Below are 7217 nucleotides of genomic sequence, written 5' to 3'. Positions count from 1 at the left end.
CAAGGCCGACGGCAGCGGGCCGGACGCCTCCGTGAGCGCCTTCCAGCAGGTCGGCGACTGACCCTCACTCCAGCCGCGGGCGGGCTCGGACCTGTGCCCGGTCCGCCGCGCGGGCGCCCTCGGTCCAGCCCGCCGCGTCGCTCACGCCGCGCAGCCGGGTCGTGGTGGTCTCCGGGAACATCCGCTCCAGCCGGCCGGTGACGGCTGTCGCGCGCGTGGCCAGCACCGGCAGCAGGTCCCGGGTCACCTGGGTCTCGGCGGCGGCCGCGAGCCGGTCCCCCACGCGGTGCGCGTAGGCCGCGAGGAACGACTGCCGGAAGGTCTTGGTCCGCCTGCGTCCGCCGGCCCGCTGGGCCGCCTCCGCCTTGGTCATCGCGTGCGTGGCCTGCACCAGCAGCGAGGTGTAGAGCATGTCGACCGCTTCGAGGTCGGCCTCGAAGCCGACGACCGTGGAGAAGCCGAGCGGTTCGTTCCACACCGCGCGGCAGTGGTTCGCCGTGGCCACCGCGTCCAGCAGCACCGCCTTCGCCTGCTCGTACGGCGGCTCCACGCCGATGCGGCAGGCGCCCGGCGCGTCCGGCGCGGGTGCCCCGGCGGCGAGCAGCGCCTCGTCGACGCTGTGCCGGGCCATCAGTTCCTGCGCCTTGGCGGTGAGCGCCTCGGCCTCCTCCGGGTAGCCGGTCGCCTCGGCCTTGGCGAGCAGCGCGCGGATGCGGCCGAGCATGCGGGAGGCCGCCTCCCCGGGAGTGCGGCGGGGCTCCTCCTCCAGCGGTTCCAGGGCGGGCAGCCGCAGCAGCAGGCGGTACAGCTCCAGGACGGCCGTGGCGTGCGCGAAGCGGTCGGGGGTGCGGGCGGGGCCGGCGGGCAGCGCGGACAGCTGGCCGGCCCAGCGGGGCCCGCGCGGACGGTCCCGCCCGGCCTGCGCCCGGATCAGGGCGGCGGCCAGGCGGACGTGCCCCTCGTCCAGCTCCCGCCGCACCAGCCGTACGACGTCGGCGGGCTGCCAGCCGCGCTGCCAGGCTGTCGCCACGAAGTCCTCGCCCCGCCGGGCGAGTTCTGCGTCGGCGGCCGGGTCGGCGGCGAGCAGGGAGGCGCCCGTGTCGAGGCCGGTGTCGGTGTCGTCGTAGAGGGCCGCCCGGAAGGCCTGCTCGACGGTGCTGGCGGTACTGGTCACGCCGTCGATCGTGCCACGGACGGCCGACAGGGGGAGGCGGCCGTCCACAGGCTGTGGACAGTGTGCGGGGCCGGGGTGGTGACGACCGCCCGAATGTCAACCATCGGTTGACAGTGGAGGGGGTGCAACCTACGGTTGACACCATGGCGACCAACCCGAACATCACGGCATCCGTACGCCTCGACGATCTCATCCAGGCGATCAGGAGGGCGCACGACGAACCCCTCGAACAACTGCAGGACGCGGTGATCGCCGCCGATCACCTCGGCGACGTGGCCGACCACCTGATCGGGCACTTCGTGGACCAGGCCCGCCGCTCCGGCGCGTCCTGGACCGACATCGGGCGGAGCATGGGCGTGACCCGGCAGGCGGTGCAGAAGCGCTTCGTGCCCAAGGAATCCACCGACCCCGACCCCGCTCAGGGCTTCAGCCGCTACACCCCGCGCGCGCGGAACGTGGTCATGGCCGCGCACAACGAGGCACTGGCCGCGCGCAACGCCGAGGGCCGGCCCGAGCACCTGGTCCTCGGCCTGCTGGCCGAACCGGACGGCCTCGCCGCGAAGGCGATCACCGCGCAGGGTCTCCCACTGGACTCCGTGCGCCAGGCCGCGACGGCCGCGCTGCCGCCCGCCGCGGACGACGTCCCCGACCTCGTCCCCTACGGCCCCGAGGCCAAGAAGGTCCTGGAACTCACCTTCCGCGAGGCCCTCCGGCTCGGCCACGCCTACATCGGCACCGAACACCTGCTGCTCGCCCTGCTGGAGCACGAGAACGGCCGGGGCGTCCTGAGCGGCCTCGGCCTCACCAAACCGGCCGTCGAGGAGTACGTCGGCCGGATGCTGGCGCTGCTGCTGGAGCAGCAGGCCGGGGGAACGGCCGGCGAACAGGGCTAGCACCGGCGACCGGCGGGGGGAACCGGCGACCGGCAGCAGGCGGGCACCGGCGACCGGCGGGCAAGGATGCATCCGCAGGTCACGGCCATTGTCAGACCCCCCTGCCACACTCGCAGTCATGACCGACCGGTGGGCGCTGGCACCGGCCGAGGACTCGGGCGTGGACGTCGTCCCCCTCGGCCCGGACGGGCTGCCCACCGGACCGGTGCGGCGGGAGAACGATCTCGCCGAAGCGGTGCGGAGCCGCCCGGAGGTGACGCGCTGGGTGTGGCGGTCGACCCCCGAGGTCTACCCGCGACTGCTCGCCACGGGGGTGCGAGTGGAGCGGTGCTACGACATCGAGGACGCCGAAACACTCCTGCTGGGCCACGAGGGGCGGTACGGCGAGCCACGCTCGGCCGCCGCCGCCCTGGCCCGCCTCCGCGGCGGCCCCGTACCGCCCGACCCACCGCAGCGCGCGGCAGCCCCGGGCGCCCAGTCCCCCCTGTTCGAGCCCGCCGGCATCCGGCTGCAACTGCCCGACCTGCTCGACGTCTACGCCGAGCAGCTGCGGCGGCACGACAAGACCGCCCACCCCGACCGGATGCGGCTGCTGACCGCCGCCGAGTCGGCCGGGATGCTGGTGGCCGCCGAGATGAACCACGCGGGCCTGCCCTGGAGCGCCGAGGTCCACCGCGACCTGCTGCACGGCCTGCTCGGCGAGCGGTACGCGGGCGGGGGCGAACCGCGCCGCCTCGCCGAACTGGCCGACCAGGTGTCCGCGGCCTTCGGTCGCCGGGTGCGGCCCGACCTCCCCGCCGACGTGGTCAAGGCCTTCGCGCAGGCCGGGATCAAGGTGAAATCGACCCGCCGCTGGGAGATCCAGTCGGTGGACCACCCGGCCGTCGCCCCGCTGCTGGAGTACAAGAAGCTGTACCGCATCTGGGTGGCCCACGGCTGGTCCTGGCTGCAGGACTGGGTGCGCGACGGCCGGTTCCGCCCCGAGTTCCTCGCCGGCGGCACGGTCACCGGGCGCTGGGTGACCAACGGCGGGGGCGCCCTGCAGATCCCCAAGGTGATCCGCCGGGCCGTGATCGCCGACCCCGGCTGGCGGCTGGTGGTGGCCGACGCCGACCAGATGGAGCCGCGCGTGCTCGCCGCGATCTCCCGCGACCCCGGCCTGATGGAGGTGGCCGGCCGCGACAGCGACCTGTACCAGTCCGTCTCCGACCGCGCCTTCGCCGGCGACCGCAACCAGGCCAAGCTCGCGGTGCTCGGCGCGGTCTACGGGCAGACCTCCGGCGACGGTCTGAAGAACCTCGCCGCACTGCGCCGCCGCTTCCCCAAGGCCGTCGCCTACGTCGACGAGGCGGCCCGCGCCGGCGAAGAGGGCCGGCTGGTGCGCACCTGGCTGGGCCGCACCTGCCCGCCGGCCGCCGGGGCGCGGGAGGACGCGACCGAGGAGGCGGGCATCCCGTCCGGCGAGGAGGAACCGGACGGCCGGGCCGGCTGGACCCCGGGATACGCCTCCACCGACTCGCGCGCGCGAGGCCGCTTCGCCCGCAACTTCGTCGTGCAGGGCAGCGCCGCCGACTGGGCCCTGCTGCTGCTCGCCGCGCTGCGCCGGGCCCTGCGGGACATGGCGGCCGAGCTGGTCTTCTTCCAGCACGACGAGGTGATCGTGCACTGCCCCGCCGAAGAGGCCGAAGCCGTCACCCAGGCCATCCGCGACTGCGCCGCCCTCGCCGGCCGCCTCACCTTCGGCGACACACCGGTGCGCTTCCCGTTCACGACGGCGGCGGTCGAGTGCTACGCCGACGCGAAGTAGCGGGGCGGGCGGTCGCGTTCTCGGGCGCCGGGCCGTCAGGCGGGCGGGTCGTCGTTCAGCAGGTGGCGCAGTTCCGTCAGGACCGCCTGCTCGTCCGTGCCGTCCAGCGCCGCGCGGGCCGCGCGCCAGGCGTCGTACGCCTCCGCCCGCCGCCCCTGCTCGTGCAGCAGCAGTCCGTGCTGGTGGAGGGCCAGCCCGCCCGTGTAGCGGTCGGCGCGGGCATCGGCCCGGTGCAGCAGCTCGGCGCACTCGCCGGCCGCCCGGCCGGTCTCCCCCAGCTGCCGCAGCGCGCGTACCAGGCCGAGCCGGGTCTGGGACTCGCCGTGCCAGTCGCCGTGGCCGCCGAGGATGCGCAGGCTCTCCTCGAAGTGCACGGCGGCGGCGGCCGGTTCGCCGAGGGTGAGATGGGCGTAGCCGATGTTGCAGTGCGCCGAGTGCTGCACGATGACCGCACCGATCGTGTCCCCGATCGCCAGCGAGCGCCGGTGCTGTTCGATGGCGGCGCGCGGGTCGGTGTGCTCGTAGAGGTTGCCGAGGTGGCTGCGGGTGACGGCCTCACCGTAGGGGTCGTTCAGCATCCGCGAGTAGGCGAGGCTCTGCCGCAGCGCCTCGCCGGACTCCTCGAACCGTCCGAGCCCCTCCAGCAGCAGCCCGCGGTTGTTCAGGCAGCGCCGGATCCGGGAGGCCGTGCCCAGCCGCTCCCAGATCGCCAGGGCCTGGTCGGTGAGGACCAGTGCGTGGTTGTGCCGGCCGGTCAGGAAGTGCAGGCCCGCCAGGTCACCGAGGGCGTACGCCTCCGCCGCCGCGTCCCCGAGTCGCCGCGCGGTGCCGAGCGCGGCCCGGCCCAGCACCTCCATCTCGGCGACCCGGCCGCTGCGCTGCACGTAGGGGAAGAGCAGCCGCACCAGCGCGGAGAGGTGGGCGGCGGTGCGCGGATCGTCGGTGTCCGCGTTCCGCGCCACCAGCGCCACGACGTTCTCCAGCTCCACCTCGCCCCAGGCGAAGGCCTCCTCGGCCGACTCGAAGGGCGCGAGGGAGGCCACGTCCGCCGCGTGCCCGGCCGGCTGCGCGGAGGTCGGCCGCCGCCGGTCGTCCTCGTCGAGTCCCTGCTCGCCGACCGCCGTCAGCACCCGCTCGGCCATGGCGGCGTACCAGCGCAGGGCGGTCATGTCGGGCCTGGGTGCAAAGACAGGGGCAGGAGCTGGAAAGTCCGCGGTGCCGCCGGGGTCGGCCGTGTCCCGGGGGACGGCAATGCCGCCCGGGCGTTCCGCGCGGCCCTCGGCCGGAGCCGGCCGCGGGTCGGCGTCGGCCAGTTCGCGGGCGAAGTCGCGGACCAGGTCGTGGGGGGCGTAGCGGCCGTACGCCGTCTCCTCCATGAGGGCGACGTCGACCAGGCGGTCCAGCGCGGCCTCGGCACGGCGCTCGTCGGTGCCGGTGAGGCGGGCGATCAACGGGGCGCCGTAGGTCGGCAGGTCGAGCGCGCCGATGTGGCGCAGGGCGAGGGCCGCGTCCCGGTCGGCCTCCCGCTCGGCGGCGGCGAGCGCGTCGTGGGCAACGGCCAGGGAGCGGCGGACGCTGAGGTCGTCGTACTCCAGGTGCCGCAACCGGCCGCCGGTCTCGGCGAGTTGACCAGCCAGGACGTCCGGGGTGAGGGCGCTGCGGGCGGCGAGCCGGGCGGCGACCACCCGCAGCGCCAGCGGCAGCCGCCCGGTCAGCTCGACCAGCGCGTGCCCGGCGTCCAGTCCGGCGCGTCCGCTCACCGCGCGCAGCAGTGCCGCGCTGTCCTCACCGGTCAGCGGGGAGAGCGGGAAGCGCCGGGCACCGTCGAGCGCGGTGAGCGGAGAGCGGCTGGTGACGATCACCGCACAGCCCGGCCCGGCCGGCAGCAGGGGCCGTACCTGGGCGGCGGTCGCCGCGTCGTCCAGGACCAGCAGGATGCGGGCGGGCGCGAGCAGGGAGCGCAGCAAGGCCGCGGCGGCATCGGGGTGTTCGGGAATGCTGCGGGGCTCGGCACCGAGGTCGCGCAGCAGCGCGGCGAGCGCCTGCGTGGCGGTGAGCGGGGTCATGCCGGGCGTGGCGCCGTGCAGGTTGACGTAGAGCTGCCCGTCAGTGAAACGTTCCCTCAGCTCATGGGCGACGTACAGGGCCAGCGCGCTCTTGCCCACGCCGGCCATACCGCTGATCACCGCGACGGCGGGCGCCGGGGCGGGCGGCTCGGTCAGCGCGCGGAGCAGCTCGCGGCGCACGTCGGCACGGCCGGTGAAATGCGCCGGCGGGGCCGGCAACTGGGCCGGGCGCGGGGTCAGCCGCGCGGCCGGCCCGTCACCGCTCCGCGCGGGCTCGGGGGCTGCCGGGGAAGCGGGGGACGCGGGCGGCGCGGAGGCGGCGGCGTGCCGCCGGGAGGCGGCGTCCCCGGAGGTGGCGGCGCCAGTTGCCAGGTCACCGTCGCGCCGCGGCTGCCCGTCCCGGCCGGCCGGACGGGCATCGCCGTACTCCTCGTCGCGCCGTCCCTCGCCGCTCCCCCGCAACACCTCGACGTGCGCCTCGCGGACCGCCGGGCCGGGTTCGACGCCGAGTTCGTCCACCAGGCGGGCGCGCAGGTCACGGTGGACGGCGAGCGCCTCGGCCTGACGGCCGGTGCGGTGCAGGGCGAGCATCAGCTGGCGGTGGAAGGCCTCCCGCAGCGGATACTCGGCGACCAGCGCCGCCAGCTCCGGGACGAGCGCGGCCACGCGGGCTCCGCCGAGGGCGAGTTCGGCGTCGTAGCGCCACTCCAGCAGGAGCAGCCGCGCCTCTTCCAGGCGCTGCACCAGCGCGTAGCCGCCGATGTCGGCGGGGAGCCCGCTGAGCGGGGTTCCGCGCCAGAGCGCGAGCGCGCAGGAGCAGGCCCGTACGACGACCGGCCAGTCGCCCCGGGCGTGCGCGGACCGCGCCTCGGCGACCCGGGCGTCGAAGACGTGCACGTCCAGCTCGCCCTGGTCGACCCGCAGCACATAGCCCGGCGGTACGGCCCTGAGCCGCTCCGGGTCGTCCAGGAGCCGGCGCAGCCGGGTGACGTGGTTGTGCAGCGAGGCCTGCGCGGAGACGGGCGGCGCGCCACCCCACAGCGCGTCCTTCAGCGCCTCGACCGACACGACCCGGCCGGGCTCCAGCAGCAGGGTGGCGAGCAGGGCGCGGACCTTTGGACTGCCGATGGCCCGGACGCCGTCGTCGGACTGCCCGTCAGCGGGGGCCGGAACGGCGGGTGTGCGGATGCCATCGGCGCCGGTCTCCTCGCCCTGGTTGCCGACAACGGGTGTGCCGGGGGCGTTGGTTGCCGGAGTGCCGGGGAAAAGGGCGCCGG

General features: G+C 75.8%; 4 protein-coding genes and 1 pseudogene. 3 read left to right on the top strand and 2 right to left on the bottom strand.

Going from position 1 to position 7217, the window contains the following annotated elements; translation table 11 throughout:
• A pseudogene (locus tag IE312_RS44680) lies at positions 1 to 61 on the top strand (DUF4232 domain-containing protein); the annotation flags it as partial.
• A gap of 3 nt (positions 62 to 64) precedes the next feature.
• On the opposite strand, the gene IE312_RS15605 reads toward IE312_RS44680, so the two are convergent.
• Positions 65 to 1174, bottom strand: coding sequence for a DUF2786 domain-containing protein (locus IE312_RS15605; protein ID WP_189982165.1), 1110 nt, complete (start codon positions 1172 to 1174; stop codon positions 65 to 67).
• A gap of 143 nt (positions 1175 to 1317) precedes the next feature.
• Here IE312_RS15605 and IE312_RS15600 point away from each other — a divergent pair, with 143 nt between their 5' ends.
• Positions 1318 to 2067, top strand: coding sequence for a Clp protease N-terminal domain-containing protein (locus IE312_RS15600; RefSeq protein ID WP_189982163.1), 750 nt, complete (start codon positions 1318 to 1320; stop codon positions 2065 to 2067).
• 118 nt (positions 2068 to 2185) lie between these two features.
• Positions 2186 to 3874 carry a bifunctional 3'-5' exonuclease/DNA polymerase gene (locus IE312_RS15595; RefSeq protein WP_189982161.1) on the top strand — a complete coding sequence of 563 codons (1689 nt, stop codon included), beginning with the start codon at positions 2186 to 2188 and terminating at the stop codon, positions 3872 to 3874.
• 35 nt (positions 3875 to 3909) lie between these two features.
• Here IE312_RS15595 and IE312_RS15590 read toward each other — a convergent pair whose 3' ends face one another.
• Entirely contained in the window at positions 3910 to 7128 is a 3219-nt protein-coding gene (locus IE312_RS15590; protein ID WP_189982287.1) for an AfsR/SARP family transcriptional regulator, read from the bottom strand.
• Between the last annotated feature and the right edge of the window lie 89 nt (positions 7129 to 7217).

It is taken from the genome of Streptomyces capoamus (assembly GCF_014654935.1).
Lineage (GTDB): Bacteria > Actinomycetota > Actinomycetes > Streptomycetales > Streptomycetaceae > Streptomyces > Streptomyces capoamus.
This window is presented reverse-complemented; position numbering and strand designations above follow the sequence as displayed.

Excerpts from the sequence above, each read along its gene's own strand:
- IE312_RS15600 (WP_189982163.1), top strand. The coding sequence starts at position 1,318 with ATGGCGACCAACCCGAACATCACGGCATCCGTACGCCTCGACGATCTC.
- IE312_RS15595 (WP_189982161.1), top strand. The coding sequence starts at position 2,186 with ATGACCGACCGGTGGGCGCTGGCACCGGCCGAGGACTCGGGCGTGGAC.